General features: G+C 66.7%; 22 protein-coding genes and 2 pseudogenes. 10 read left to right on the top strand and 14 right to left on the bottom strand.

What is annotated here, in order from left to right; all coding sequences use genetic code 11:
- Positions 1-203: 203 nt before the first annotated feature.
- Positions 204-1,389: pseudogene (locus ACZ9CK_RS14615) on the top strand (MarP family serine protease).
- Here ACZ9CK_RS14615 and aroQ read toward each other — a convergent pair.
- Positions 1,390-1,857: a type II 3-dehydroquinate dehydratase gene (aroQ, locus tag ACZ9CK_RS14610; protein ID WP_426299668.1), complete on the bottom strand. Its 468-nt coding sequence runs from the start codon at positions 1,855-1,857 to the stop codon at positions 1,390-1,392.
- Positions 1,858-1,976: 119 nt separating this feature from the next.
- On the opposite strand from aroQ, the gene ACZ9CK_RS14605 reads away from it, so the two are divergent.
- Positions 1,977-2,273, top strand: coding sequence for a putative quinol monooxygenase (locus ACZ9CK_RS14605; RefSeq protein WP_476050298.1), 297 nt, complete (start codon positions 1,977-1,979; stop codon positions 2,271-2,273).
- Here ACZ9CK_RS14605 and ACZ9CK_RS14600 read toward each other — a convergent pair.
- The 5 genes from ACZ9CK_RS14600 to ACZ9CK_RS14580 all read right to left on the bottom strand — a co-directional run bounded on the left by ACZ9CK_RS14600 (position 2,268) and on the right by ACZ9CK_RS14580 (position 8,304).
- Positions 2,268-2,582 (bottom strand): hypothetical protein, encoded by a 315-nt coding sequence (locus ACZ9CK_RS14600; protein WP_476050297.1) that lies wholly within the window; start codon positions 2,580-2,582, stop codon positions 2,268-2,270. The two genes, ACZ9CK_RS14605 and ACZ9CK_RS14600, sit on opposite strands and share 6 nt — an antisense overlap.
- 133 nt (positions 2,583-2,715) lie before the next feature.
- The gene (locus ACZ9CK_RS14595; RefSeq protein WP_476050296.1) at positions 2,716-4,890 is read right to left on the bottom strand and encodes an alpha-galactosidase; all 2,175 of its coding nucleotides are present in this window, start codon (positions 4,888-4,890) and stop codon (positions 2,716-2,718) included.
- A gap of 108 nt (positions 4,891-4,998) precedes the next feature.
- Entirely contained in the window at positions 4,999-6,354 is a 1,356-nt protein-coding gene (locus tag ACZ9CK_RS14590) for an ABC transporter substrate-binding protein (RefSeq protein WP_476050295.1), read from the bottom strand.
- 48 nt (positions 6,355-6,402) lie between these two features.
- Entirely contained in the window at positions 6,403-7,335 is a 933-nt protein-coding gene (locus tag ACZ9CK_RS14585; RefSeq protein WP_426299658.1) for a carbohydrate ABC transporter permease, read from the bottom strand.
- Positions 7,336-7,344: 9 nt separating this feature from the next.
- Complete coding sequence (locus tag ACZ9CK_RS14580) at positions 7,345-8,304, bottom strand: carbohydrate ABC transporter permease (protein WP_476050294.1); 960 nt, start codon at positions 8,302-8,304, stop codon at positions 7,345-7,347.
- Positions 8,305-8,495: 191 nt separating this feature from the next.
- Here ACZ9CK_RS14580 and ACZ9CK_RS14575 point away from each other — a divergent pair, with 191 nt between their 5' ends.
- The 5 genes and pseudogenes from ACZ9CK_RS14575 (at position 8,496) to ACZ9CK_RS14555 (ending at position 12,625) form a co-directional block, all read left to right on the top strand.
- Positions 8,496-9,728, top strand: coding sequence for a Gfo/Idh/MocA family protein (locus tag ACZ9CK_RS14575; protein WP_476050293.1), 1,233 nt, complete (start codon positions 8,496-8,498; stop codon positions 9,726-9,728).
- Position 9,729: 1 nt separating this feature from the next.
- A pseudogene (locus tag ACZ9CK_RS14570) lies at positions 9,730-9,834 on the top strand (LacI family transcriptional regulator); the annotation flags it as partial.
- Entirely contained in the window at positions 9,827-10,759 is a 933-nt protein-coding gene (locus ACZ9CK_RS14565) for a LacI family DNA-binding transcriptional regulator (RefSeq protein WP_476050292.1), read from the top strand. The pseudogene ACZ9CK_RS14570 and the gene ACZ9CK_RS14565, both read left to right, overlap by 8 nt.
- 186 nt (positions 10,760-10,945) lie before the next feature.
- Positions 10,946-11,959, top strand: coding sequence for a UDP-glucose 4-epimerase GalE (gene galE / locus ACZ9CK_RS14560; protein WP_476050291.1), 1,014 nt, complete (start codon positions 10,946-10,948; stop codon positions 11,957-11,959).
- A 51-nt stretch (positions 11,960-12,010) separates the two neighbouring features.
- Entirely contained in the window at positions 12,011-12,625 is a 615-nt protein-coding gene (locus ACZ9CK_RS14555; protein ID WP_426299648.1) for a LacI family DNA-binding transcriptional regulator, read from the top strand.
- On the opposite strand, the gene ACZ9CK_RS14550 is transcribed toward ACZ9CK_RS14555, so the two are convergent.
- The 5 genes from ACZ9CK_RS14550 to acs form a co-directional block, all read right to left on the bottom strand.
- Positions 12,622-13,404, bottom strand: coding sequence for a DeoR/GlpR family DNA-binding transcription regulator (locus tag ACZ9CK_RS14550; RefSeq protein ID WP_426299646.1), 783 nt, complete (start codon positions 13,402-13,404; stop codon positions 12,622-12,624). The two genes, ACZ9CK_RS14555 and ACZ9CK_RS14550, sit on opposite strands and share 4 nt — an antisense overlap.
- Before the next feature lie 105 nt (positions 13,405-13,509).
- The gene (locus ACZ9CK_RS14545) at positions 13,510-14,421 is read right to left on the bottom strand and encodes a carbohydrate ABC transporter permease (protein WP_426299644.1); all 912 of its coding nucleotides are present in this window, start codon (positions 14,419-14,421) and stop codon (positions 13,510-13,512) included.
- Positions 14,418-15,422 (bottom strand): carbohydrate ABC transporter permease, encoded by a 1,005-nt coding sequence (locus tag ACZ9CK_RS14540; RefSeq protein ID WP_426299642.1) that lies wholly within the window; start codon positions 15,420-15,422, stop codon positions 14,418-14,420. The genes ACZ9CK_RS14545 and ACZ9CK_RS14540 overlap by 4 nt, the downstream gene beginning before the upstream one ends.
- A 113-nt stretch (positions 15,423-15,535) precedes the next feature.
- Positions 15,536-16,852, bottom strand: a complete 1,317-nt coding sequence (locus ACZ9CK_RS14535) for an ABC transporter substrate-binding protein (protein ID WP_426299640.1) — start codon at positions 16,850-16,852, stop codon at positions 15,536-15,538.
- A gap of 208 nt (positions 16,853-17,060) precedes the next feature.
- Positions 17,061-19,109: an acetate--CoA ligase gene (acs, locus tag ACZ9CK_RS14530; RefSeq protein ID WP_476050910.1), complete on the bottom strand. Its 2,049-nt coding sequence runs from the start codon at positions 19,107-19,109 to the stop codon at positions 17,061-17,063.
- Between the two features lie 335 nt (positions 19,110-19,444).
- Here acs and ACZ9CK_RS14525 point away from each other — a divergent pair, with 335 nt between their 5' ends.
- From ACZ9CK_RS14525 to ACZ9CK_RS14515, 3 genes are read left to right on the top strand one after another with little or no spacing between them, the layout of a single operon-like run.
- Positions 19,445-20,746 carry a hypothetical protein gene (locus ACZ9CK_RS14525; RefSeq protein ID WP_476050290.1) on the top strand — a complete coding sequence of 434 codons (1,302 nt, stop codon included), beginning with the start codon at positions 19,445-19,447 and terminating at the stop codon, positions 20,744-20,746.
- An 11-nt stretch (positions 20,747-20,757) separates the two neighbouring features.
- Positions 20,758-21,561, top strand: a complete 804-nt coding sequence (gene nth, locus ACZ9CK_RS14520) for an endonuclease III (protein WP_476050289.1) — start codon at positions 20,758-20,760, stop codon at positions 21,559-21,561.
- Positions 21,558-22,238 carry an NUDIX hydrolase gene (locus tag ACZ9CK_RS14515; protein ID WP_476050288.1) on the top strand — a complete coding sequence of 227 codons (681 nt, stop codon included), beginning with the start codon at positions 21,558-21,560 and terminating at the stop codon, positions 22,236-22,238. Before nth ends, ACZ9CK_RS14515 begins: the two co-directional genes overlap by 4 nt.
- Before the next feature lie 4 nt (positions 22,239-22,242).
- Here ACZ9CK_RS14515 and ACZ9CK_RS14510 read toward each other — a convergent pair whose 3' ends face one another.
- The 3 genes from ACZ9CK_RS14510 to ACZ9CK_RS14500 form a co-directional block, all read right to left on the bottom strand.
- A complete protein-coding gene (locus ACZ9CK_RS14510; protein ID WP_426299632.1) occupies positions 22,243-22,425 on the bottom strand; it encodes a YegP family protein in 183 nt (60 codons plus the stop codon).
- Positions 22,426-22,602: 177 nt separating this feature from the next.
- Positions 22,603-23,490 carry a CHAD domain-containing protein gene (locus tag ACZ9CK_RS14505; protein WP_476050287.1) on the bottom strand — a complete coding sequence of 296 codons (888 nt, stop codon included), beginning with the start codon at positions 23,488-23,490 and terminating at the stop codon, positions 22,603-22,605.
- 43 nt (positions 23,491-23,533) lie between these two features.
- The gene (locus ACZ9CK_RS14500; protein WP_476050909.1) at positions 23,534-25,219 is read right to left on the bottom strand and encodes a bifunctional 3'-5' exonuclease/DNA polymerase; all 1,686 of its coding nucleotides are present in this window, start codon (positions 25,217-25,219) and stop codon (positions 23,534-23,536) included.
- Between the last annotated feature and the right edge of the window lie 21 nt (positions 25,220-25,240).

The raw sequence follows: 25,240 nt of genomic DNA, 5'->3' as shown, positions 1-25,240 counted from the left end.
GCAGTGGCGCTTCAGTCATTGTTCCAGAATTTTTCGGGCTCTGTGACGTACTTGGCAGCCGAAACGCCTGAAACTGTGCGGATATCGCCGAAAACGGCCCGCTTGGTGAGGGATGCCACGGGCCGCTGCGGCGCCGGGGCTATCGGCCGGGTGTCAGAGTCGGCACTTACAATTGGGGCTTACCCCGGCTGTGAGGAGCATTGGTGTTCGGCTTGACCATCTTGGATCTGGCGTTGATTCTGACGCTTCTTTCCTACCTGATCTATGGCCTGCGCAATGGTTTCCTGGTCACGCTGGGCGGCGTGGCCGGCTTTGCCGCCGGGGCGATGGCCGCCGTCGTTTCCGTTCCCCTGGTGAGCAACTGGGTGCCGGACAGTGGCTGGCGGCTGACCGCCATCATCGCTACCGCCCTGGTGCTGATCGTGCTCGGCCACGGCCTTGGCACTTGGGTGGGGCACAAGATCCGCCAGGCCGTGCGGATCCAGCCGCTGCACGCCCTGGACCGCCTGCTGGGCGGCTTCGCCAGTGTGGCCGTGGCGGCGCTGGTGATGTCCATGCTGTCGACCAGCATCGCGTCGCTGGGTGTGCCGTTTGTCTCCCAGCAGTTGGCCGACTCCAAGGTGATCCGCTCCATCGACGCGCTGACCCCCAACCCGGTCAAGGCCGCCGTCGCGCAGTTGCGTTCGGCGGTGATGGGGAACGGGATTCCCAAGATCATCGAAGGGATCGGCCCGGTGGCGCCGGTTCCGGTTCCCGACGCCAGTACCGACACCCCCGCCCTGAACAACGCCGCTCGCTCGGTGCTGAAGATCGCCGGAACCGCCTACCAGTGCGGCCAGAACCAGACCGGCACCGGATTCGTTGTGTCGCCCGGGGCGCGTCGTGACCAACGCCCACGTGGTGGCCGGCGTTCCGCAGCCCGTGGTGGAAATGCCCGACGGCGGTGCGATGCCGGGCCGGGTGGTGTATTTCGACAGCAAGCGGGACCTCGCCGTCGTCGCGGTTGAGGGCCTGCCCACCGCGCCGCTGCAGCTGGGGCCGGACCTGCCCGCGGGGTCTTCCGCGGCCTTTGCCGGGTACCCGCACGGCGGACCATTCCAGTCCAAGCCTGCCGCTGTCCAGGGCGTGTCCACGCTGCTGGTTCCGGACATCTACGGCAACAACCCGGCGCCGGAACAGGTCTACAAACTCGCCGGCGACGTGCAGCCTGGCAACTCCGGCGGACCGCTGCTGTCCCAGCAGGGCCGGGTGGCCGGCGTCATTTTCGCCAAGACCACCTCGGACGTGGCGGTCGGCTACGCCCTGACAATGGCGGACCTCGCCCCGGTGGCCGCCAAGGCGCCGTCGCTGAACGCGGCGGTCTCGCCCGGGCAGTGCACGCGGAAGTAGCTAGGCGACGGCACCAGCCAGGAAGTCGATGGCCAGTTTGTACCCCTGGACGCCGGCGCCGACGATCACTGCGGTGCAAACAGGCGAGAGGTAGGAATGGTGCCGGAATTCCTCGCGCTTGTGCACATTGGTGATGTGCACTTCGACGGCGGGAAGCTCGACGGCGGCCAGGGCGTCACGCAGCGCCACTGAAGTGTGGGTGTAGGCGCCGGCGTTGATGACGATTCCGGCGGCGGTGCCGCGGGCGGCGTGGATCGCGTCCAGGAGGTCGCCTTCGTGGTTCGACTGCACGCAGTCCACCGTGAAACCGTGCGCGCCGGCTGCGTCCATGGCGAGCTGTTCGACGTCGGCCAGGGTGGAGGTGCCGTACTTTTCAGGTTCGCGGGTGCCAAGCAGGTTAAGGTTGGGGCCGTTCAGGACAAGGATGGTGCCGCGGCCGGCATCGGTGGCGGAGCTTGCGTCAGTCATGCCAGCAATCTATCGCGTTGAGGGGCCCGGCCGGCGAAGCGAAGCCCTAGGGTTACATACCGTTGGTGCCCCGCCGCCGTCGGGCCCGCCCGTTGGTTGTCGCTACAGGAAGGAACACAATGCCGGAAGTAACCCTCGGCGGAGAGCTTGTGTGCAGCACGGATTCGCAGGCTGAAATGGTGGCCAGGCATCTTCCGGTGCACATCGAGTTGAGCCGGGCCGAAGACGGCTGCCTGTCCTTCGAAGTGACGCAGACTGAAGACCCGCTCATCTGGCACGTTGAAGAACGGTTCCGTGACCCCAGGGCATTCCGCGCCCACCAGGAACGTGTCGCCGCCAGCGAATGGGGCAGCGCAACAGCGGGGATCGAACGGCGTTACATGATCAGGGGAATGGATGCCGAAGGGCAGTCATGACTTCTCCCAATGGACGCGGATGGCCTCGGCGATTGCTCCGGCGGCCACATCCACCCTGAACGCCACTGGGGCTTTGCCTGTCTCCTCCACAACGGAGTCGCTGTACACGCGCCCGCACGTCGGACAAAGGGTGTAGAGCTCCCCGTCGTCCGGCCACGGTGCCAGGCCGGCCGGGACGTCGTTGCCGGCATGAATAGGGACGCCCTGGGCATTCGCCGGGATCAGTCCGTCCTTGTTGACGGTGTTGCCGCAGACACAGGTGATCGTTGTGACATCGTGGCCGGCGACGGCGGCGAATTCAGTGTCCATGTCAGACTCCCGCGGTGGAAGGACCTTAATCCACAGCGTACGCCTGGAACCCGTGAGCGGTAGGACGTTGCGAGGCCCGCTCTACGTTCTTTACACGGGGCAAAGGACGTAGAGCGGGCCTCACAACTGGAAACTAGACCGCCGTGACCTTCAGCAGCAGGGCGTGCTCGGGGCGCAGGACCGGCAGCGGGAGGCCCACTTCGGCGAGGAAACGGCCGCTGGCGGTCAGGCCGCCGTCGAGCCACGCGGGCGGTGTGATCTGCGAGTAAGGGCTGTCTCCGGTGTCTTCCGCGGTGGGCATGATGGCTTCCACCCGGTACGTCCGTTCCGGGTCCAGTCCCGGCATGCCGGCCCGGCCCGGCACCTCGGCGGCGAGAGACGCCAGGACGACGGCGGCGAACAGGGCCTCGGAGCCATCCTGGGCGACGACGCCGTGCAACCGCAGCTTCGGCTCGCCGAGGTCCGCATTGACGCGCACGCCGGAGTGGAGCAGCCCGCGGTGCTGTTTGTAGATGCCGATCGCCCGGCGAAGCACGGCCCGTTCGTGCCCGGTGGCCTGGCGGATGTCCCATTCCATGCCGAAGTGGCCGAACAAGGCGGTGATTGCCCGGAAGGAAATGCTGTGCGTGCGGCCGGTGGTGTGGGCATGGGTGGGGCCGACGTGCGCACCCACCAGTTCGGGTGGGAGGACGGCCTGGGTCCAGCGCTGGATGGTCTGGCGTTCCAGGGCATCGTTGCAGTCCGAGGCCCAGACGCGGTCGGTACGCTGCAGGATGCCCAGGTCCACCCGGGCGCCGCCGGAGGAGCAGGACTCGATCTCGACGTGCGGGTGCGCGGCCTTGAGTGCGTCGAAGAGCCGGTACGCGGCGAGGGTCTGCTCGTGCACGGAGGGCCGGCCGTGGTGGCCGTGTTCGGTGAGGTCCCGGTTCTGGTCCCACTTGAGGTAGGCGATGTTGTTTTCGCGCAGCAGGGCATCGATGCGGTCGTAGATGTACTGCCAGGCCTGCGGGTTGGCGAGGTCGATGATGTGCTGGTTACGCCATTCCAGTGGGAGGCGGCCGCCGTCCTTGTGCGATGCCGTTGCGGGGCCGACGATCCAGTCCGGGTGCGCCCGGGCCACATCGGAGTCCAGGTTCACCATCTCCGGCTCGACCCACAGTCCGAACTCCATGCCGCGCGAGGTGACGGCGTCGATCAGCGGGGTGAGGCCTTCGGGCCAGATGGCCTCGTCCACGTACCAGTCGCCCAGGCCCGCGTGGTCGTCGCGGCGCCCGCGGAACCAGCCGTCGTCGAGCACGAAGCGTTCCACGCCGAGTTCCGCGGCCGATTCGGCCAGTTCGATGAGCGGCTCGATCCGGTGGTCGAAGTACACGGCTTCCCAGGTGTTCAGGACCACGGGGCGGGCCTTGCCCGAACCGCCCGATTCACCCTGGGTCCCGACGTGCTGGGGGCGGGCGCGGAACCAGTCGTAGAAGCGCTCGGTGACGCCGTCCAAGCCGTGGTCCGAGTACGCGGCGTAGAGCACGGGGGTGGTGTATTCCGCGCCGGGGGCGAGGACGATTTCTCCGGAGCCGAGCAGTTCGGAGACGCCGAGCATGCGGCGTCCGTCGGCCAGGGTGTCGAGGTACTGTTCGTGGTTTCCGGACCAGCCGAAATGCACGGCCCAGACCCGTCCGGAGCGGTTGGCGAATCCCTCCGTGCCGGCGGCCACCAGCAGCGAGGAATCGTGCCCGGTGCGGCCGTGCCGGCCCGAACGCACCCAGGTGCCCTGTGCGATCGTGTGGCGCTGCGGGTGGTTTTCGCGGCACCAGCGGCCCGTGAGGTCCAGGAGTTCGACGGCGTCCCCCGGCACCGGGAGCACCAGGCCGAGTTCGTCGAGCTGGTACGGGGTCCCGCCCGTGTTGGTGAGGGTGTGGCTGAGTTCCAGCAGGCCGCCGGGGTTCAGCGTGATGGTGGTGCGGACTTCGACGCCCGCCTCCGGATCGGCCTGGAGCACGACGGCGGTGTCCCCGCCGTCGCGCTCCACGGAGGTGACCCGCAGGGCGGGGGAGAAGGCGAAACCGGGAACGCCCGCCTCGGAGCGCTGCCCGCGCAGGCCCGGCCGGCCGAGCCAGCCCGACGAGGCCTGGGGGAGCAGGCCGCCGACGACAGGGGTGTCGAGGGCCGAATGAGGCACCGGTGCGGCGAGGAGCGCCAGGTCCGGCAGGGCTTCGCCGAGATCGGCGCCCCAATGGACTATCTGGGCCTCACCGGTGTGGAAAGCGAGCAGGAGGCTCGTACCGGAGGAGCGGAGGTGCAGGGGGTCCATTGGCGGTGTCTCTTTCAGGTGGTGCGTGGTCTGTATAGGGAACGCGGGGTCAGTTCGGGCCCGTGCTGCGGCGCCGGATGGGCCGTAGGTGACCCCGCGTTGAAGGTCCTACTTGGCGAAGAGGGCGTTGACCTGTTCGTTTGCTGCGGTCAGGGAGCTGGCCGGGGACTTGCCGGCAACGACGCCGTCCATGGCTGGCTTCATGATGCCTTCGATCTTTGCAGCGTTGTCCGTGATGGGGAACAGGAAAGTGGTCTTGTCCTTGACGTGCTGGGTGAAAGCGCTGACGTCCACGCCCTTGGCCTTGAATGCGGCTGCGGCCTTTTCAGAGGAGCCCTTCACGGCCGGGAAGACGACGGCCTTTGCCGCGACCACGTCCTGGCAGGCTGCGGAGCCGAGGTATTCAACCCACTTGATGGCGGCGTCCTTCTTCTTGGTGCCGGCCCAGATGGAGTCGGCCAGGCCGTTGAACATCGAGGCCCGCTTGCCGTCGGCGCCCGTGGGGGTCGGGGCGATTCCCAGCTGGATGCCCTTGTAGCCGGAGTACTGGCCGATCATCCAGGAGCCGGAGGTGTTGATGGCTGCCTTGCCGGCGCCGAAGTTGTCCGCGGCGTTGGCGCCGACGGTGGTTTCCAGCTTGGGCATGTAGCCCTTCTCGGCCAGGGAGGCCCACCAGGTGATGGTGTCCTGGAACTTCTTGTCGTCGTAGTTGAAGTGCGTGCCCCAGGGGTTCTTGTCGGTGTGGTTCCAGCCGGTGGTGGCGGTGAGGAAGCTCCACTGGGTCTGGCCCATGCCGGCGCCCGAGGATTCCAGGCCGAGGCCGTAGACCGCCACGTTGTTCTTGTCGAAGCCGGGCTCGTCGCCGCGCTTGCCGCTCTTGTCCACGGTGAGGTGGGCGATGGCTTTTTCGTAGGTGCCGCCGTCCTGCGCGTTCCACGTCAGGGAGCCCATCTGTTCGGGGGTGAGCCCGGCGTCGGCGGCCATCTTCTTGTTGTAGAACAGCGCGATGGTGTCCCAGTCCTTCGGCAGGCCGTAGCGCTTGCCGTCCTGCCCGACCCACAGGTCCGCGAGGCCCTCGTTGTACTGGCCAAGGTCCACCTTGTCATTCGCGACGGCGTCGTCCAGGGCCAGCAGCTGCTTGGTTTTGATGAAGTCCGGGTACTTGGCGAGGTGGTCGGTGAAGACGTCCGGGGCCGTGCCGGAGGCCATGCCGTTGGTGATCTTGCCCCAGTAGTCGTCCCAGCCGGTCTGGGTGATCTTCACGGTGATGTCCGGGTTGGCCTTGTGGAAGTCGGAGGCGCACTGCTGGTACGCGGGAAGCTGGTTGGCGTCCCACAGCCAGTAGCTGATCTCGCCCTTGGCGGATTCCCCGCCGCCGGTGCTGCTTCCGCTTCCGCAGGCGGAGAGTGCAAGGGCTGCCGCGGCAGCGACGGCGACGGCGCCGAATGCCTTCTTGTTCATCATGGTGGGTCCTTACGTGGGTTGATGTGGGGTTGGGGGATGGAGGGAAAGCTATTTGGTGCCGTTGAAGCCGATGGAGTTGACGATCTTCTTGCCGAAGATGGCGAAGAGGATCAGCACCGGTGTTGCAGAGACCAGGGTGGCGGCCATAAGGCCGGACCAGTCGGGGGCGCCTTGGGGTGCCTGGGACTTGAAGACGCCCAGGCCCACGGTGAGCACGCGGGTTTCCTCGGTGGTGCCCACCAGCAGCGGCCAGAAGTATTCGTTCCACTGGCCCATGAAGGTCAGCAGGGCGAGGGTCGCGATCGGGGCGGCGGCGTTGGGCATGACGATCTGGAAGAAGATCCGCCAGTGCTTGGCGCCGTCGAGCATCGCCGCCTCTTCCACTTCGCGGGACATGTTCAGGAAGAACTGGCGCATGAAGAAGATCGCGAACGGGGTCATGAACAGGTAGGGCAGCACCATGCCGAGCATCGAGTTGAGCAGGCCCAGGTTCTTCACGAGCAGGAAGTTCGGCAGCGCAGTGAAGATCGGCGGGACCAGCATGGTTCCCAGGAAGAGGGAGAACACGCCGTCGCGGCCTTTCCAGCGCAGCCGGGCGAAGGCGTAGGCGGCCATCGAGCTGAAGAACACGGCGCCGGCGGTGGTGATGCTGGAGAACAGCAGCGAGTTCCAGAGGTACTGCCAGAAGTTGATGGAGGCGCCCGAGCCGCCTTCCGCGATTGCTTCCGCGGCAGTCTGGAGGCCGAAGACGCGCTTGAAGGCGCCGAGGTTGAAATCGGCCGGGAGCAGGCTGGCGGAGTTCGCGGCGAGGGAACCGTTGGTGGAGAGGGCGGTGCGCAGCACCCAGTAGAAGGGCAGGACGCTGACGGCGATGGCGACGGCGAGCAGGACCCAGGCGATGGTGCGACGCCAGTTGACGGGGCGGTTCGTTCTGAACGGCCGACGGCGGCTGTCCGCCGGGCGGGTAGCGGTGGTGGTCATGGGGTGTCCTTAGTCCAGGTCCGACTGGTTGCCGCGGAGGAACTTCATCTGGATGAAGGCCACGAGGGCGAGGATGAGGAAGAGGATGACGGCCAGGGCCGAGCCGTAGCCGAAGTCCTGTTCGTTGAAGGCGCGCTGGTAGATGTAGAACTGCAGCACGCGGGTGGCGTTGACCGGTCCGCCGGCGGTGGTCACTGCCACGGTGTCGAAGACCTGGAAGGAACCGATGACGGTGACCACCAGGACCAGGACCAGGACCGGGCGCAGCAGGGGCAGGGTGATCCGCCAGAAGGTGCTGACCGCCTTGGAACCGTCGATGCTGGCGGCCTCGTAGACGCTGTTGGGGATGGCTTGCAGCCCGGCGAAGATCAGGAGTGCCGTGTAGCCCATGTGGCGCCAGGTGTTGATCAGCGCCTGGGTGGGGATGGCCCATTGTTCGCTGCCGAAGAAGGCTACACGGGGCAGGCCGAGCCATTCGATGAGCTGGTTGACGATGCCGATCTGGTAGTCCAGCATCCAGAACCACAGCAGGGCGGCGATGACGTTGGCCATCAGGTACGGCATCAGGAGCGCACCGCGGATGAGCGTGGACTTGGCCACCCGGTGCATGAGGAGTGCGATGCCCAGGGCAAGGGCTGTCTGGAGTGCGATGTTGATGATGACGTACTGGGTGGTGACGCCCAGGGCGTTCCAGAACAGCGGGTCCTTGGCGATGCGTTCGTAGTTCCGGGTGCCGATCCATTCCGGGTCCCCGAGGATGCTGTACTCCGTGAAGCTCAGGTAGATCCCGCGGATGGTGGGGACCAAATAGAAGAGCACGAAGCCGAGCATGGCCGGCGCGATGAAGAAGAGCGCGATCCTGAGATCACCGGTGCCGCGGAAGTCCGCGCCAGGCTTTCCCCGCTTCCTCGACTTCTGTGGCCCCCGGGCCGAAAGCCCCGGGCCGGGCTGTTTGGTGAGTGTGGTCATCGTCGACCTTTCCGAGTGTGACATGACTAACAACTGCAGCGAATCTACACGAGTAGATTTTGAGGGGTCAAGAGCATTTGTGCAATTTTGTGAGAATTTCTTCCGTTTCTTGCGTTTTTATTGACTCGAGTAGATCCCGCTGCGAGACTCGATGAATCCAAGACCGTTGAGGCCCAAGGAGGAGCCAGACAATGACGTTTTCACTCGGCGTGGTAGGTGCCGGCCAGTTTTCCGGCCAGTTCACCAAGCTGTTCAATGCGCACCCTCTGATTTCGGAGGTGTATGTCACTGACGTACTGCCGGAGAGGGCTACCGCCCTCGTAGAGCGCCAGCAGCTTGCAGGGACTTTCCCGGGCTTCGAGGAGATGCTCGCCAGCGCCGTCGACGCCGTCGCCATCTTCACCCAGCGCTGGACGCACGGTCCCCTGGTGGTCCAGGCCCTTCGCGCCGGAAAGCACGTCTACTCCGCGGTCCCGATGGCCATCAGCGAGGAGGAGATCGCGGCGATCATCGACGCCGTCCGCGAGACCGGCCTGACATACATGATGGGGGAGACCAGCTACTACAACCCCGCCACCATCTACGCGCGCCAGCAGAAGGATGCCGGCGCCTTCGGCCGCATCTTCTATGCGGAGGGCGACTACGTCCACGACATGGACCTCGGCTTCTACGCGGCCTACCAGTACAGCGGCGGCAAGGATTGGCACAAGACCGCCAGCTACCCGCCCATGCTCTACCCCACGCATTCGGTGGGCGGAGTGCTGGGCGGAATCGGCGGGCACCTCACCAGCGTGAGCTGCATCGGTGTTCACGACGACCGCGGCGACGGCGTCTTCGACAAGGACGTCAGCATGTTCGGCAACGACTTCTCCAACGCCACGGCCCTGTTCGAGCTCGACGGCGGTGGCAGCGTCCGCATCAACGAGTTCCGCCGCGTCGGCTATCCCTCCCACCTTCGCGAGAGCCGCTTCCGGTACTTCGGTACCGAGGGCAGCTTCGAACAAATCGTGGAAACCGCCGTCTGGCAGGACAAGGAGGGTTTCACTGACGTCAGCGAGCAGATCAGCACCCTTCCCAGCATCCCCTTGGACGACCCCTCGCTGGCCGATGTCGATCCCGCCCTGCGGGATGCCTTCGTCTCAGGCCTGGCTCCGGTGCACGACCCCTCCCGCCTCCCCGAGGAGCTGCGGGCCCTGCCGAGCGGCCACGAGGGCAGCCACAGCTTCCTGGTGGACGATTTCGTGACGGCGGTGGCCACCGGCACCCTGCCGCCCGTCAACGCCTGGCAAGCCGCGCGCTTCACCCTCCCCGGAATTGTGGCGCACCAGTCGGCCCTGCGTGGCGGCGAACGCCTGCCGATCCGCGACTTCGGCGACGCCCCGGCGAACCTCACGGCACCGCTGGGGGAAACGGTCCGCAACTAGGATGTTTGCTATGCCGGACCTCTCCGCCTCGTCCCGACCCGTCATCACGCGCAAGGACGTCGCCCGCCTCGCGGGCGTCAGCACCGCCGTCGTGAGCTATGTGGTCAACGGCGGGCCCAAGAACGTGGCTCCGGCCACGCAGGAGAAAGGTCCGGCAGGCCATCACCGCGCTCGGCTACCGGCCCAACGTCACCGCCCGGGCGCTGAAGATGGGTTCATCGCGCATCCTGGGCATGGTGGTGCCGAAGATCGGCAGCCCCTTTTTCGCAAGCCTGGCCCAGGCCGTCGAGCAGGCCGCAGAGGAAGAGGGCTATGCGATGCTGCTGGGCGACTCCCGGGATTCCCTCACCGTGGAACGACGCCACTTGAGCAATTTCGCAGACAGGCAGGTAGACGGGGTGTTCCTCTGCTCCGTCCTGAACCACCGCCCCGAAGTCAGCGAACTCGAGGGCCGGGGCATCAGAACGGTCTTGCTCAACTTCTCCGAATATCCCTTGGAAGTCGATGCGATCGGCCCCGAATTCGTGAGCAGTTCCAGGCGGGCAGTGGAGCACCTGGCGAGCCACGGCCACCGCGACATCGCCCTGGTCCAAGGACTTGTCACGGGCAATACTCTTGACGGCCGTGAGTTCGGTTGGCGTGAGGCGCTCAAGGGCATGGGCGCCTCGGACGGGCAGATCTTCCGCTGCTCCTTCGACCGGGCCGGCGGATACGACGCCGGCCGCAGGTTCCTGGAGGTTCCGGACCGCCCCTCAGCCGTCTTCATCACCTCTGATGAACAGGCCGTTGGCTTCCTGCGGGCCCTGCATGAGGCCGGTCTGCGGGTTCCGGAGGACGTTGCTGTCATGTCATTCGACGGCTCGGAAGAATCCGAATTCTCCTGGCCTCCGCTAAGCACGGTGCGGCAGCCGATCCAACAGATGGCCGAAGCCGGAGTCCGGGCCATCATCGGCACCGGGCGGGACGAGCCGCCGCGCACGCAGGTGTTCGATTGCGAATTGGTCCTGCGCCGTTCCTGCGGCTGCCACTAGCACCTGTCCTGCCACGAGCACCTGTCCTGCGGCCCAACCCCACGGCGCACCCCTGGACAAGCCCTGGCCAGCCCCTGCAGCGCAACAAATTTGAAACTTTCTGAACAAAAACTCACAAAATCGCTTCCCGTTTGGCGTTGGCCCGGGTAGATTTTTGGCAATCCCAACTCCCTTTCGAAGGAAGCCATGAGAATTCTTGTTACCGGTGGCACGGGCTATATCGGCTCGCATACGGTCCTGTCCCTGCTGGAAACCGGCCACGACGTCGTCGTGGTGGACAACCTGGCCAACTCCAGCGAGGAGTCCCTGCGCCGGGTCGCCGAACTGGCCGGACGTGCCGCGGTGTTCCACCAGGCCGACCTGCTGGACGAACCGGCCCTGGAGGAAATCTTCGCCGCCCACGCCATCGACGCGGTCATCCACTTCGCCGGGCTCAAGGCCGTGGGCGAATCCGTGCAGGAACCCCTGAACTACTACTACAACAACATCGTGGGCACCCTGAACCTGCTGCGGGCCATGGACGCCCACGGCGTGCGGTCGATCGTGTTCTCCTCCTCGGCCACCGTGTACGGCGAACACAACCCCGTCCCGTACATCGAGAAAATGGAAATCGGGGCGAACAACCCCTACGGGCGCACCAAGGAACAGATCGAGGACATCCTCACCGACCTCGGCGCCGCGGACGCCCGCTGGCACGTGGCACTGCTGCGCTACTTCAACCCCGTCGGCGCCCACCCCTCGGGCCGGATCGGCGAGGACCCCCAGGGCATCCCGAACAACCTGGTGCCCTTCATCGCCCAGGTCGCCGTGGGCAGGCGCGAGAAACTCATGGTCTTCGGCGGGGACTACGACACCCCCGACGGGACCTGCCTGCGGGACTACATCCACGTCGTGGACCTCGCCGAAGGCCACGTCGCGGCCCTGGATTACGTCACCGCCCGGCCCGGGGTGCACCGCTGGAACCTCGGCTCCGGCCGCGGCACCTCCGTGCTGGAAATGCTGCACGCCTTCGAAAAAGCCGTCGGCCACCCCCTCCCGTACGAAATCACCGGCCGCCGCGCCGGGGACCTGCCCGCCTTCTGGGCCGACGCCTCCTCCGCCCTGGCCGACCTGGGCTGGTCCACCAGCAAAACCATCGACCAGATGTGCCAGGACCACTGGCGCTGGCAAAAAAACAACCCCCACGGCTACAAGGGCTAAAGGCGCGGTTCCATGGTCGCTCCGGGAAGGGCCGCGGCAGTAAGGGAACGGGTGCCCGCAAACCCTGGCCGCCCAGCGGACATCCGCGATGTCGCCGAAGCCGCGGGCGTCTCGACCGCCACAGTGTCGCGAGCGCTGCGCGGGGTACCCAGGGTGGCGGACGCCACCCGGCAGCGCGTGCTGGAGGCCGCGCGCGGCCTCGGCTATGTCCCGTCGACGGCGGCATCCGAACTGGGCCGCAGCCGCGGTGCCGCTTGGCCTTCGCGTCGGGCAGCGGTTCGCCGCGGGAGCATCCTCGTCCTGACCGGCCCGGAGGACGCCGTCCCGGAGATCTCCGGCGCAAGCCATGGAATCAGTGTCCGCTGCGTTCCCGCGGAGGATGGAGCAACTGCGGCCGGCATCCTCGAAGGCGTCGATCCATCGGTGCTGGGGATCGTCGTCGGCGCCGGCCGTGCCGTGCACGCTTCGGCGGCGCTGCGGGATGCCGTGACCGCGGTCCATTGCCCCGTCGTCGAGGTCATTACCGGCAATCCGTACCAGCCGGGGCAGGCCTGGCAGTCGCTGCTGTCGGCAGCCTGCTCGGCAGTGATCGCCGGTGCCGGCAGCCACGGCTTCAGGCTGGCCGTCGACTACCTCGCGGCAGGCGCGGGCCGAAACGACGCCTAGGCCTCGGCGATCCGCAGCTTCCCTACGCCTTCGGCCAGTACCCGGCGGGCTTCCTCGCCGAGCCCGGGGTCGGTGATCAGCTCATCGGCGTCTTCCAGCCCGGCGATCGAGGCGATACCCACCGTTCCCCACTTGCTGTTGTCGGCCAGGACCACCACGTTCCGTGCCGAGGCCATGAACGCCTTGTTGGTCTCCGCTTCCTGCAGGTTCGGGGTGGTGAAGCCGGCCTGGGCATCCATGCCGTGGACACCGAGGAACAAGGTGTCCAGATGCAGCTGCTTCAGCGCCGACGTCGCGATCGGACCGACCAGCGCGTCCGACGGCGTGCGTTCCCCGCCCGTGACGATCACCGAAGTGCCACGCCGGCTTGTGCCGGGATCGTGGTGGAACAACTCGGCAATCCTGATCGAGTTCGTGACCACCGTGATCCGCGGCCCGTCCAGCAGCAGCTTGGCGAGTTCGTAGGTGGTGGTCCCGGCGCTCAGGCCGATGGCAGAGCCCTCCTTGACCAGCTTGGCGGCCTCGAGGGCGATGGCCTGCTTTTCCGTGATCGCCTGCGTGGACTTCTGCTCGAAGCCGGGCTCGTGGGTGCGGGCGTCGCCGGGTAGTTTGGCGCCGCCATGGATGCGCTCCACGAGCCCGGCCTCTTCGAGGCTTTCGATGTCCCGCCGCACGGTCATGGCGGAGACCCCAAGGGCCTGGGCCAGGTCCGTGACGCGCACGACCCGTTCGCGCTGGACGGCGTCGACAATGGCGGTGTGGCGGGCGGCCTGGAGCATCGGAGCCTCTCTGGACGGTTGGTGGCGGACTACCGGGAAGACTCGACGACGGCGACGCCTCCGGCACTAAGGTTTAGCGTACCTGCGGTGGGTGGCCATGCTTTCCTATCCCTTGCTGGAACCGAGCGTGAGGCCAGCCACGAACTGGCGCTGCAGCACGAGGTAGATGATCAGGGTGGGTATCACGGTGATGGTGGCGCCGGCCGCCAGCAGGTTGTAGTTGCTGAGGAACTGGCCCTGGAGGTTGTTGATGGCGGTGGTCACGGGCAGCCGGTCGCCGCTTTGGATGAAGAGCAGAGGCCAGAAGAAGTCGTTGTAGATGAAGATGACTTCCAGGGTGCCCAGCGCGGCGAGGGCGGGCCGGCACAGCGGGAGGATGATGTTCCAGTACTGCCGCCAGATCCCGGCGCCGTCCACGAGTGCGGCCTCGGTCAGGTCCGAGGAGAGGGCCTTCATGTAGTTCGACAGCACGAAGGTGCAGAAGCCGATCTGGAACGCCGTGTCCACGGCGATCACCGAAATGTAGGTGTTCAGGAGGTTGCCGGAATCGCTGAAGGAATAGGGCAGCGTGAGGTGCTTGAACATTTCGAACAGGGGAGCGGCGAGGACCTGCGGGGGCAGGAGGTTTCCCGCCGTGAACATGATCAGCAGGGTGATGTTGAACTTCCAGCTCACCCGTGACACCGCAAAGGCCATCATGGAGGCAAACAGCAGCGTCAGCAGCACCGAGGGGACGGTGATGAGCACGGAGTTCAGGAAGTACTTCGAGAATCCGCCCTGCGTCCACGCCTGGATGAAGTTGTCGAAGTTGAAGGTTCCCCCGACGCTGAAGTAGCCGTACTTGTCTGTGTCCGCCTTGGGCCGCAGCGCCGTGAACAGGCTCCAGCCAAGGGGGATAAGCCACATGACGGCCATGACCGTCAGGAAGATATGGGTGCCGTAGTGGCGTTTGCCCGTTGCGCGCCGGATGCCGGCGGGCGGCGTGGCGGTCGGGATGCGGTTGGCGAGGGTGCTCATGCCTTGCTCTCCTTGCCGAAAGTGCGGATGAGGTAGAAGACGATCGGGATTAGGGAGATCACCAGGAGGATCACCGCGAGGGAAGAGCCGACGCCGATCACCTGGCCTTCGCCCACGAGGTTCTGGATGACGAGGGCGCTGATCAGTTCAAGGCCGTTGGTGCCGCGGTTGATGATGTAGACGATGTCGAAGGCTCGCAGCGACTCGATGATGGTGATGACCACGATCACGATGTTCACGGGCCGCATGGCCGGGAAGACCACCCGGAAGAACGTCTGCACGGCATTGGCGCCGTCGATCGACGCGGCTTCGCGCAGCGAGGGGTCCACGCCCTTCAGCCCGGCCAAGTACAGGATCATGACGTAGCCGGAGTGGCGCCAGGTGGCCGCCACCATGGCCGCCCAGATGTTGACGTTCGAATCGCCGAACCAGTCCACGGCCTGCGGGGTGCCGGCAGTGCCCAGGAGGTAGTTCAGCAGCCCGCTGTCGCGGTTGTAGAACAGCTGCCAGATGATGCCGATCAGTGCCAGGGACAGCATGACGGGTGTGAAGAAGATGCTCTGGTAGATCTTGCTGCCCCGGATTTTCTGGTCCAGGAGCACGGCCAGCAGCAGCCCCAGCGGCGTGGCGATCAGGGCCAGGAAGACGAGCCAGAGGATGTTGTGCTGCATGGCGGGCCAGAACGGCGGGTAGTCCTCGAACACGAAACGGTAGTTCTCGGTTCCCGCGGCCTTGATGTCCTTAAGGTCCAGGCCGTTCCATCGGGTGAAACTCAGCGCGATCGAGAAAAGCGTGGGCAGCCAGACCAGCAGCAGCTGGATCACGGTGGGCAGCCCCACCATGATCGCGAGGACCAGCTTGTCCCGCCGGGTGAGCCGGCGGACCCTGCCTGCCTTGATGGTCCGCCTTCCGACGCCGCGGCGGCTCAAACCGGCCAGGGTCTGACCGGCCGCGCCGGGCTCGCTGTCCGGGGCGGCCGGCTTTTCGGCGGTAGTACTCATGGGGATTCCTTCAGTCTTGCGTAGGAGGTACGACGACGGCGGGTGGGACCGCCGTCGTCGTACCTGTCCTGGGGATGCCGGTGCGCGGGGTGACCCGCGCGGAAAAGCGGCAGCTATTGGGCGGCGTAGAGGGTCTTGGCCTGCGCTTCGAGGTTCTTGACGTCCACGGTGCCGTCCTTGATGAAGGACTGCAGCGCCGGGATCATCACGTTGTTGGCCATGGCGGGGAGGGCGTCGCGGTCCAGGAACTGGCTGATGTACTTGGCGTTGGCGATGGTGTCCGCGCACTTCTTGTTCAGCGGCGAGAACTTTGACGTGTCGGCGCCCTTGACGGTGGCAATGTTGGAGGTATCGACGGACGCGTAGGCGTTCTGGCCTTCCGCCGAGCCTATGAATTCCAGGAAGTCATGGGCCGCCTTGTTGTCGCCGCCCTTCTTGGACAGGAGCAGGCCGTCGATCGGGGCTTCCACCGCGTCGGTGCCTTCGACGGCGATTTCCGGGAACGGGAAGAAGTCGATGTCCGCGAGCACGGCGGGATCGGTGAACTGCTGGGTCACGAAGGAGCCCAGGAGGTACATGCCGGTCTTCTTGGCTTCGAGGGCCTTGGCGGCGTCCTGCCAGGTCTGGCCGAGGGCGGCGGGGTCCTGGAACGGCAGGAGCGCTTTCCACGTGTCGAAGACGTCGCTGACCTTCTTCTGGTCCCAGCTTTCCTTGTGGGCGGTGAGGTCGACGTGGAACTGGTAGCCGTTCAGGCGCATGTTGATGTAGTCGAACGTGCCCATGGCCGGCCAGCCATCCTTGTCCGCGAAGCCGATCGGAATGATGCCGTCGCCCTTCATTTTCGTGGCCAGGGTCTTCAGTTCGTCGAAGGTCTTCGGGACCTCGTAACCCTTGGCGGCCCAGAGGCTCTTCCGGTAGAAGAAGCCCCAGGGGTAGTTGTAGTTCGGGACCAGGTACATCTTGCCGTCAGGTCCGGTGGACGCCTTCTTCATGGCGTCCGAGAAGTTGCCGCCGATCTTCTCCCAGACGTCGTCCACGGGAGCCAGCAGGCCCTTGCCCGCGTAGTACTGCATGCGGTAGCCGGCGAACCACGTGAAGGCGTCGTCCGGGCTGCCCTGGAGATAGGAGTTGATCTTGTTCTGGAAGTCGTTGTGGGGGACGACGTTGGTGGCTACGGTGATGCCGGTCTTCTTGGTGAACGCGTCGGTGACTGCCTTGTAGGCGTTCTTGGGGACCTCGTCCGAAGAGCCCGAGCCGAAGGTCAGGCTGTTCGAGGTGGCTCCGGGAGCCGGTCCGGAACCGCCGGTGCAAGCGGCAAGCAACGGAATTCCGGCCAGCCCGGCAGCACCGATACCGAGCGTTTTAAGGATCGTGCGCCGTCCGGGACCCGCATTGTGGGCCGCCTGGAACGGGTCAATGTTCGCTGCCATGTTCTCTCCCTTGAAAGCGTGGTGCTTGTGAGGTATCTCACTAGATATGACTATATACGCTCAAAAGAGAACAGGAAATAACTAAATATAACATTCTGGCCGCAGCCCCCTTATGGCAAAGGCGGCAGTCTCCTCACCGAGGAAACCGCCGCCTTCTCTTAGCCCTGTTTGGTGCCTTTCGGGGCCTTTTGGCGCCGCTGAGCCGTGCCTACTTCCTGAGTGATTCGGCGATCTGGGACATGATCGTCGGGTCGGACAGGGTGGTGGCATCGCCCACTTCGCGGCCTTCGGCGACGTCCTTGAGGAGGCGGCGCATGATCTTGCCGGAGCGCGTCTTGGGCAGTTCCGGGACCACGAGCACATGCTTGGGCTTGGCGATGGGGCCGATTTCCTTGCCGACATGGTTGCGCAGTTCCTGCACGGTGGCGTCGCCGTTGTTCACGGCGTCCCCGCGGAGGATGACGAAAGCGACGACGGCCTGGCCGGTGGTTTCGTCCGCGGCGCCCACGACGGCGGCTTCGGCCACCGAGGGGTGGGAGACGAGCGCGGACTCGATCTCCGTCGTCGAGAGCCGGTGGCCGGAGACGTTCATGACGTCGTCCACGCGGCCGAGGAGCCAGATATCGCCGTCTTCGTCCTTCTTGGCGCCGTCGCCGGCGAAGTAGGTGTTCTCGAAGCGGGACCAGTAGGTGTCCTTGAAGCGTTCCGGGTCGCCCCAGATGCCGCGGAGCATGGAGGGCCAGGGCTCGCGGATGACGAGGTAGCCGCCGTGTCCGTCCGGCACCGACTCGCCGGTTTCGTCCACGACGTCGATGGCGATGCCGGGCAGCGGAACCTGGGCGGAGCCGGGCTTGGTGGCGGTCACCCCGGGCAAGGGCGCGATCATCTGCGCGCCGGTTTCGGTCTGCCACCACGTGTCCACGATGGGCGCCGGGTGGTCCTTGGTTTCGCCGTTCTTGCCGGCGTTGGCGCCGATGACCTCGCGGTACCACATCCAGGCCTCGGGGTTGATCGGTTCGCCGACGGAGCCGAGCACGCGGATGGAGGACAGGTCGTACTTGGCCGGGATGTCGCGGCCCCACTTCATGAAGGTACGGATCGCCGTGGGGGCGGTGTACAGGATGGAGACCTTGTACTTTTCCACGATTTCCCACCAGCGGCCCTGGTGCGGGGAATCCGGGGTGCCCTCGTACATGACCTGGGTGGCCCCATTGACGAGGGGCGCGTAGGCGACGTAGGAGTGTCCGGTGATCCAGCCGACGTCGGCGGTGCACCAGAACACGTCCGTCCCGGGGTGGAGGTCGAACACGGCCTTGTGGGTGTAGGCGGTCTGTGTGAGGTAGCCGCCGGTGGTGTGCAGGATGCCCTTGGGCTTGCCGGTGGTCCCGGAGGTGTAGAGGATGAAAAGCGGGTGTTCGGAGTCGTGCCCGATAGCGGTGTGCTCGGCGGAGGCGGCGTCCACGGTGTCCGCCCACCACTTGTCCCGGCCTTCGACCCAGTCCACGGGCTCGCCGTTGCGCTTGACCACGACGACGTTTTTCACAGTGTGGCCTTCCTTGGCAAGGGCCTCATCCACGGCGGGCTTGAGCGGGCTGGGCTTGCCGCGCCGGTAGGTGCCGTCCGCCGTGACCACGAGCTTGGCCTCGGCGTCGTCGATGCGGGAGCGCAGGGCGTCCGCGGAGAAACCACCGAAGACCACCGAATGCACGGCACCGATCCGGGCGCAGGCCAGCAGGGTGACCACGGCCTCCGGGATCATCGGCAGGTACACGGCCACCCGGTCGCCCTTGGCAACGCCAAGGGCCTCGAAGGCGTTGGCAGCCTTCTTGACCTCCTCGGTCAGCTGCGCGTACGTGATGGTGCGGGTGTCACCGGGCTCGCCCTCGAAATGGATTGCCACCCGGTCGCCAAGGCCGTTCTCCACATGGCGGTCCAGGGCGTTGTAGGCGGCGTTGACTTCCCCGCCCACGAACCACTTCGCGAACGGCGGGTCGGACCAGTCCAGGGCCTGGCCGAAGTCCTTGTCCCAGCTCAGCAGTTCGCGGGCCTGCCGGGCCCAGAATGCCGGGCGGTCCTTGGCCGCCTCGGCGTAGTCCCCGGCCCCTGCCACCGCGTTCGCGGCGAACTCAGCCGACGGCGCGAACTTCCGGTTTTCGTGCAGCAGGTTTTCCAGGGCGTCGCCGTTCCCGGCGTCAGTGATGGCGTCCTTAACGATGGGGGCAGCGGTGGCCGTTGATTCCTTGGCGTCCTGGGACATGTGGACCTCATCTTCGTCGATCTTTCGCTGCGGGGGAGGCTGCCGCCGGAACGCACGGCGGCCGATCACGTCGCTGTGGTTCCCGCGGAAATACCGCAGAATGCTTTCCGCCATACACACTATCGCTTTGGCTGCGCCGGGGAGTGTGCCGGATCACATTGTGGCCGTGAGCGGTGGGGATTTAGCGCCGAGCGGCTAGGGGCTGTCAGGGCCGTGGCATAGGCTGAAAGGGTTCCGGGGCGTCGACCGCCGGCTCAGCCGCGTGTCCGGCCCGTGCCGTCGCGAGCGGCCGGGACACCGCCGGACCGGCACTGCAGTGCAAAGGAGAACTTGTCATGAACCAGATGAACCCCGCCCCCGAAAACGGTGCGGCGAAGCAAGGGGCTCCGGCTCCCGGTGCCGCACAGGACCCTGCCGCAGGCGCCCCTGCCGCAGTGCAGGCCGGTGCTTCCGCGCAGACGGCTGCCGCAGCGCAGACGGCCGCCCCCGTGCAGGCCGGTGCTTCCGTGCAGGCCGCTCCAGCGCAGGCCGGCCGGGCCACGGCGGTGGCGGGTCCGTTCACGGTGCGCGACCTCCTTGTTTTCGCCTCGGCGCTGCTCCTGTTCGTGGCTTCATTGCTTCCGATGTTCGGTCCGTACAACCTCTGGGGCCTCAGCAACCTCTTCTTCCTGGGCCTAGGCATCGTGCTGCCCCTGGTGGTGACCGCGCTGTTCGTGGCCCGGCGTCTGCAGCCGCAGAATCCGTTGCGGATCGGTTCGCTCTCCGTTGACCAGTTTGCTTCCGTGGTGGCCTCCTTCGCGGTTGCCCTCTACTTCCTGAGCGTTGCCGGGGCCTTCAGCGGCTACCTGCTGCTGGGCCTGGTCGGGGCGCTCGCCTTGCTCGCCGCCACTGTCCTCGCCCCGCACATCCCGCTCCTGCGCGACGATTTCAAGGACCGTGCCGAGTCAACCGCCCATCTGGTGGCGCGCGACGCCGTCGCGCCCTTCCGGAAGCCTGCTGCGCCGAAGCCCGCCCAAAAGGCAGCCGGTCCCGCCGTTGTCCCGGCTGCAGCCGGTCCTGTAGCCGGTGCACCTGCCGCGGGCGGTCCCTTCGCGGTGGTCCCGACGCCGGCCGCTTCTGCTGCGCCCCCGGCCTCCGTTGCCCCCGAGGAAACCAGAACTGAAGCCCCCGAGGGCGGTACCCCGGCGGCTGGCCCGGAGCCTCAGGCACCCAGGGCTGCCCCGGAGCCTCAGGCATCCACGGCCGCCCAGACGCCCCAGGCACCCGCGGCTGCCGGGAAGGATATGCCGGCAACGATGGCCCACCCCGTTGTCGACCGGGCCCCGGATCGTGCCCCGGATCGTGCCCCGGAAACGGCCGCCTACCCCCAGGCAGCCCGCCCGGTAGAGCCCATCGGCGCCACAGTTGATCCGGCAAGCCGTCCCGAGGAAACCCAGGAACAGGCCTACGAGGCCTTCTGGTTCGCAGTGCCCCAGCCGCGCGTTGCCGTGGACGAGCACAGCGGTGCCCCGGCCTTCACGATCGAACCGGGTGGCTGGGTGCTCGCGCTCGAAGACCGGGGCGAGGAATTCCTGGTCCAGAACACCGACGGAAGGCTCGGAGTCCTGCGCGACCTCAGCCATGTCGAACGCGGCTGAACAGGACCGCCGTGCCCGCCACCGCCGAAACCCCCCTCGCCCGCAAGCGCCGCGCCCGCAGGATCAACAAGGAACTCGCGGAGAAATACCCGTATGCACATGCGGAACTGGATTTCCGGAACCCGTTTGAACTGGTCATCGCCACGGTGCTCTCGGCGCAGACCACCGATGTACTGGTCAACCAGGTCACCAAGATCCTCTTCGCCAGGTACCCGGACGCCCGGGCGATGGCGGAAGCGGAACCTGCAGAGCTGGAGGCCATCCTGCAGCCGACGGGCTTCTACCGGGCCAAGGCGAAGAACGTGCTGGCCCTGAGCACCCGTCTGGTGGACGAGTTCGACGGCGAGGTGCCCGGCAGGCTGGAAGACCTGGTGACGCTTCCCGGCGTCGGGCGCAAGACGGCGAACGTCGTGCTTGGAAATGCGTTCGGCGTCCCCGGCATCACGGTGGACACCCATTTCGGCCGGCTCGCCCGCAGATTCGGGTGGACGGACTCCGAGGATCCCGTGAAGATCGAGTTCGACGTCGCGGAACTGTTCGAACCCAAGGACTGGACGATGCTGTCACACCGTGTGGTCTTCCACGGGCGCAGGATCTGCCATGCCCGGCGGCCCGCCTGCGGCGCCTGCCCGGTGGCGAACTGGTGCCCCAGCTACGGCGCTGGCGAGACTGACCCGGTGAAGGCTGCCAAGCTGCTCAAGTACGAGCTCGCGCCGGGCCAGGAGGCCTTGCTCGAAAAGCTGCTGGCCGAGACCGCCCGGGCCGCCGAGATCCGCATGGAGTCCCAGCTGGAGCTGAGGAGGGCACGCAAATGACGGCGCTCGGGGACCTGCTGTACCTGGCGTCCAGGATCGAATCGGGAGACCACCCGGCGTTCGATCCGCGCATCGCCGTCGGCGAAGTCGATGCGGGGCTGGCCCGGAAAGCCGCGGTACTCATGCTCTTCGGAGTGCTCGACGACGTTCCGGCGGAGTCCTCCAAGGACGTGGTGCCCGCCGACCTTGACGTGCTTCTCCTGGAACGCGCCCACACCCTGGGCGAGCATCCCGGGCAGGTGGCGTTCCCTGGCGGGAGCATCGATCCCGGGGACGAATCGGTGGTTGCGGCGGCCCTCCGCGAAGCTGTCGAGGAAACCGGCCTCGATGTCGGCGGAGTGCAGGTGCTCGGTACGATGCCGGACGTCGGGCTGAGCCGCAGCAATTTCGTGGTGACGCCGGTGCTGGCGTGGTGGGCGTCGCCGTCGCCGGTCCGGGTGGTCGACCATGCCGAATCCGCCCAGGTGTTCCGGGTTCCAGTCCGGGACCTGCTGGACCCGGTCAACCGTTACACAGGCAGCCTTAGCCGCGGCGGACGGACCTTCACCAGCCCCGTCTTCCTGGTGAACGGCGTCGTCGTCTGGGGTTTCACAGCAATGGTACTCAACGGCCTGTTCGATGCCCTGGGCTGGACCATTCCGTGGGACGAGGAGCGGATGCACCAGATCCGGCTGTGAGCCCCTACTTCGTGCAGTCGACGATGAGGGCCGTCGCGGCGTTTTCGCGGACGGCGTTGATTCCTGCGACGGCCGCGCTCAGTTGTTTGAACTGCGGCGACTCGGCCACCAGGGTGCCGTCCGCTGCCGTGAGCCTGAAACGGTATGTGCCGTCGTTGCCCCTGAGAATTTCGAATCGTCCAGCCACGCTGCTGTCCCCCTGAATGATCGATGAATGCCCCCTGCGGCCGGTTCCAGCGGTCCGCGTCCCTTGAGGCTAGCGAGTGTCAGCCGTGCCCGAAAGTTACTGTGGCGTAGCTTACCTTCGGCGTCATGGACCGGGTCTTATCGAGTCTTTTGACTGGCGTCCGCTTGCGTGCGGGGGCTACGTTACGGGCCCCGTGCCCGGGGACGCCGCGTGGAAGTTCAAGGCCCGCCGCGGCGCAGGAACCGGATACTCGAAGGCGGCGAGGCTGAATTCCTCCTCGGCGTGGATCTTCCGGCGCAGCTCCACATCCACCAGGACCTGAACGTCCCGTGCATCGACACCCGGCTCATCCTCCAAGGAAGCAAGCCATTCGCCGGCAACAACGGCGTCGTGCTGTTCCCCAAGCAGCCGCTGCAGGGTGATTGCCGGCTGGATGATCGCTGCGGCGTCGGGGCCGAACACCTCGGTGACGGCTTCCGCGGCGTAGCGCAGCCGCTTGATGTCCTTTCGGGCCTCGTGGAGCGCGGTGTTGCGGGCGGCCGGGTCAGCAGAGGCGGAGTCGCCGGCCAGGTTTTCGCGCATGCGGTCCCATTGCTCCTGAAGGCGGGAGGCCAGCGCCGTCTTCCGGACCTTGGGCGCCTGCCCCGAAGCCACGGAGGCCCGGACCGAGTGGACTACGCGGCGGCTCCGCTTTCCCCGGCCGAGCCTGGCGGCGGCCCGTCCGGCGGCGGAGTCGAGCATCCCGACCGAGCTGTAAAGCGCTTCCGGGGACTCCCAGGACTCCTGCGCGTCGATGGACAGCCGCATCCTTTGTGCCAGGACGTGCGCATCACGGGCTTCGCCCAGGGACGTCGCCAGCCACCTGACGTCCTTGCGGAGGGGCTTCGGCAACTTCGTGACCAGGCCGCGGTAGCAAGCGAGGACGGAGCGAAGCCGGCGGATAGCGAGGCGGCAGCGGTGGACGGCTTCGTGGTCCGTGGAGGCAAGCAAAGGCAAGGCGTTGTCCAGTTCGTTGAGCTGGGCGGCCACGTAACCTTCCAGCGCCTTTTGGGCTTTCTTTCCCACGGGCCCATCGTCCTCCGGCCGTCAGGCCGGAACAAGGGGCCGTCTACTTGGCCTGGTCGTAGGAGTCGACGACGGCGACGCTCACCGGGAATTCCAAGGGAACCGTCCCGAACAGCAGCTCCGTTGCGGCGGCCGCCGCTTCCTCGACCGCCCGGACACAAGCCGGGACGGCTTCCTCCGGGGCATGGACCATCACTTCGTCGTGCAGGAAGAAGACGAGCTCGCCGCTCGGCGAACCGTCCGCTCCCAGGGTCCGGAGCCGCCGTCGCAGTTCCGCCAGCCAGCAGGACGCCCAGTCCGCGGCGGAACCCTGGACCACGAAATTCCGTGTGAAGCGGCCGCGCGAGCGGGCGATGGTGTCGGCGCGGCGCTGCTCTTCCGCCGTCGTCGAACGCTGGCTGCGCAACCACCGCTCCGAGGGCGGCGGACTGCTGCGCCCGAGGCGGGAAGTCACCGTTCGGCCCGCTTCGCCGTCGCGCGCCGCCTGCTCCACATAGCCAACCGCCCGCGGGTAGGTGCGGGTGAGCTGGGGCATAAGGCGGCCGGACTCACCCGTGGTGGCGCCGTACATCGCGCCGAGCATCGCGATCTTGGCTTTGGAACGGTCGCCGCCGAAGCCCTGGGCCGCGATGCCGGCGTACAGGTCCTTGCCGCGCGCGGCCTCTGCCAGGCGCGGGTCCTGTGCGAGGGCGGCGAGGACGCGGGGTTCGAGCTGCGCGGCGTCGGCGACGATCAGCTTGTGCCCCGGATCCGCGTGCACGGCTCCGCGTATCTGTTTCGGGATCTGCAGCGCCCCGCCGCCGCGGGAAGCCCAGCGCCCGGAAACCACCCCGCCCACCACATACTCGGGCCGGAATCGGCCACCGCTGACCCAGGCGTCCAACCAGGCCCAGCCGTTTGCCGTGAACAGGCGGGAAAGCTTCTTGTACTCCAGGAGCGGCCCGATCGCCGGATGCGTGGATTCCTTGAGCTCCCACTGCCTGGTCGAGCTGACTTCGATGCCGTTGCGGTGCAGGGCGCGGATCAGTTCCTGCGGGGAATCGGGGTTCAGCTTCGGGGAGTTGAGGAGCCGCCGAAGTTCGGTGCACAACGCCTCCAGGACGGCCGGGCGGTGGCCGGGTGCCGGCCGGGGGCCGAGGTGCCGGCGCAGGATGTCCTCGTGGAGCGACTCGCGCCAGGGCACACCTCTGTGCTGCATTTCCGCGGCGATCATCGCGCCGGCCGACTCTGCCGCGAGGAGCAGCTGGAGCCGCTGCCGCTGACCGTCCGCCACGCTCTTCACGGCCAGCTGCTGCGCGGCAAACTCCGCCCGGATCTCCTCCAGCCCCGGCGCCTGGCCCTGCGCGGCAGGTGCCTCGAACAATGCTTCCTGGGTCGACGGCGGCGGGGGCGGAGCGAAGGCCTTCAACACGCCGCTTTCCTCGTCGACGGCGGGCTGGGCGGCGCTCCGCGCATATTCGGTGTGCGCGGTGAACTCGGAGAAGGCGAGGATCGTGCGGCACAGGCTGAGGTCGTGGCAGCGCTCCAAGCGCACCTCGGAGGCGAGCAGGTCCGGGTACCAGTCCTGGGTTCGGTTCCAGATCCAGCGCGGCCGCCCCGCTTCCAGTTCGCGCACGACGGCGGGGAGTTCCGTTTTGCCGATGGGCCGCGGTTCGGAAAGCGGGGTTCCCCCGGCGTTTGTTTCCTGGATGGCTGCCCCCTGCGGGTGGGCGGCGAGCAGCAGATACATGATGACAATTTTGCCCTGCGT

The sequence above is a fragment of the Arthrobacter sp. TE26545 genome, assembly GCF_056279005.1.
The sequence above is the reverse complement of the archived record's forward strand: the minus strand, read 5'-3'. Positions and strand labels throughout refer to the sequence as shown.